Source organism: Synergistaceae bacterium (assembly GCA_012728235.1).
Taxonomy (GTDB): domain Bacteria; phylum Synergistota; class Synergistia; order Synergistales; family Synergistaceae; genus JAAYFL01.
The window spans coordinates 1-2,632 of the sequence record JAAYFL010000129.1 but is presented as its reverse complement, the minus strand read 5'-3'; the positions used below and the strand labels follow the sequence as shown (position 1 = coordinate 2,632).

Sequence of the window (2,632 nt, the reverse complement as noted above, 5' to 3'; positions counted from 1 at the left end):
TTATTATGCCGGCGATTTCCTGAAAGACGACTATAGCAAGATATACGCTGTCAGCGACACAAATGCATTCGTCACAATCGATACGGCAACCGGTGCCATCACCCCAATCAAGACGATTACTCCCCCTGGTGATACTGTTTCGGGGCTTGCTGGCGCAAACGGATTCTTCTATGGCATTTCCGGTACCCAGATTTTCACACTAGACACTGAAGGTAACCTTAATGTAATTGCTACCACAACCGCTACTCTCGGTATTGATCTTGCTTATGTACCGGACAATGGCTTACTCTACACTGTCGATCTCCAGTCTGATCACCTCTTTAGCATCAACCCCAATACAGGCGAAAGCGTAGATATTGGTGCTCTCGGCTTTAATGCTAACTATGCTCAAGGTATGGATTACGACGAAGTCAACAAAGTTCTTTACTGGGCTGCTTATGGCGGTGGCGGTGATGGACAGCTCCGTGCAATCGACATGACTACCGGTGCCTCTGTTCTGGTTGGCACCTTCTCCGGCGACAATGAAACCGACTGTTTATCCATCGCAGCTTATGCTGGCGGTGGTGGCGGTGGTGGAACCGGTGGTGCCGTTCCTTGGTTAACCGAAACACCTGAAGAAGGACTCGTTGACGGTTTGGGAACCTTCGAGATTGAAATTGAATTCAACGTCAATGACATCGAACAACCTGGTGACTACTTCGCAGAACTTCGTTTCACTAACGATACCCCCTACGAATTGCCCGCTATCCCGGTTACTATGCACGTGGTTCGCCCCCTCAACTGGGGTAACATCAAAGCCAATATCTATGCTCTTGAGCAATGCGATATTGCACCTGCCCCCGCTGACAAAGCTGGCGTCAACTTCTATCAAAATGGTAAGCTTGTCGGAAGCACTGAAACCGACGAAGATGGATACTTCAGCTATGCCCTTAAACATGGCACCTATGATGTGGAAATCCTTAAGGCTGGCTATATAACACAAATGGTCAACGGTGTAGTTGTTGGCTGGGATGAAGATGTCGTTCTCGATGATATCAACCTCCGCCTCGACGCTCCTTGTTTGATTGTCGATCCTGATAGTGTTTTCCAGGACCAATTCCCCGATCGGATCACCGAACAGACCCTTACCTTCATCAATACCGGTGCCAAAGAAACTGTCTTTGAAATTACCGAAAACGATATGGGTGGCCCAACTCCCTTTATGCGATTCAATCCATTTGCTGACAATCTGATTCAGGATCCCGGTTTCGAAGCATACACTCCAAATCCTTATTGGGATGAGTATTCATCTAATTATGGAACTACACTTTGTACTGTAGACGATTGTGGTACAGGTACCGGTTCAGGACCTCACACAGGTCAGGTTTGGAGTTGGTTTGGTGGAGTTAATCCCGGAGATACTGAAAACGGTTCCGTCTCTCAAGATGTTGCATTCCCGAATGGCACTGCAACTATGAAATTCTGGGTAGAACAAGCTGTTTGCGGTGACTCTGGCGCCAGCAACTATTTAGCTCTCCAAATTGATGGTACAGAACTATGGCGTACAGATGGAACTGACCCAGCTTGTGGCACAGCCAGTTATCGCCAGATTGAAGTGGATGTTTCCGCTTTTGCCGATGGTAACACCCACCAAGTCAAGTTTGCCTCAACTACAGTTGGATCCGGCAACTTCTTCCTCGATGATGTCGAACTCATCGCTGAAGGCGGTGGCGGTGGCGGTACCGGTGGCGATATTCCTTGGTTAGAAATCGACATCATGGCCGACGTTGTCATGCCCGACGGCGGTCAGGTTGAAGTTACACTGACCTTCGACTCAACCGGATTGACCACTGGCGATTACTTTGGAGAACTTCAGGTTACCAATGCACCCGATCCCAGGATTACAATCCCTGTTCAATTGCGGATTTGGGACTTCTACAGAATCTTTACTCCATTTACTGTAACTCGCTACCCGCATCCTTCCAAGTAATCTCAATTACTACTTAGACTGGAAGTCCCCATGAAGGGGACTTCCTTTTTTAATTAATTCAAGATGGAAGTGCCATCAAATTGGTTTATTCCAAACCTGTAGTTTACAACGATGAAGATAATAAAGCTTTGATCAATCCCTCTGGTTCATTATCCACAGATTGTATAGCAAACAGGGTTTTCATTTCTTATATAATTGGCTATCCACTCGTTTAAGATCTTTGGATTGCTATATCATTTAGCATAGAGATACCTAAATTTCGTTTTCTATGACCAAGTTCAGGTATAAACCAAAAAGATTTTTATATTTAGGAGATATGGATATTCCGTTGTATTCTTCCCGACTTTACCTCCCTCTACATTTCTTTGAACAAATTTCGATAATAAATATAATTTTGTTAAGGAAATATGCTAAAAAAGGAGAAATAATGTCAGAAAACATCCCCGAACTTCCTCTTTCGAACGAACAACTAATAAACAATTACCGCCTGGCTTTTCGATCTCGTCAGGCTTCCATAATCGGTCGGCGTGAAGTGCTCACCGGTAAAGCAAAATTTGGCATCTTTGGAGACGGTAAAGAAATGAGCCAGCTCGCCATCGCTCACCACTTCAAAAAAGGCGACTGGCGCTCCGGCTATTATCGCGACCAAACCTGGATGATGGC

General features: G+C 45.7%; 2 protein-coding genes. Both read left to right on the top strand.

Annotation, left to right across the window (positions count from 1 at the left end; genetic code table 11):
* Positions 1-1,969: DUF4394 domain-containing protein (locus tag GXZ13_07200; protein ID NLX75593.1), on the top strand; the 1,969-nt coding region annotated here is incomplete at its 5' end.
* A gap of 427 nt (positions 1,970-2,396) precedes the next feature.
* Positions 2,397-2,632, top strand: a 236-nt coding sequence (locus GXZ13_07195; GenBank protein ID NLX75592.1) for a hypothetical protein, incomplete at its 3' end; no start/stop codon positions are given.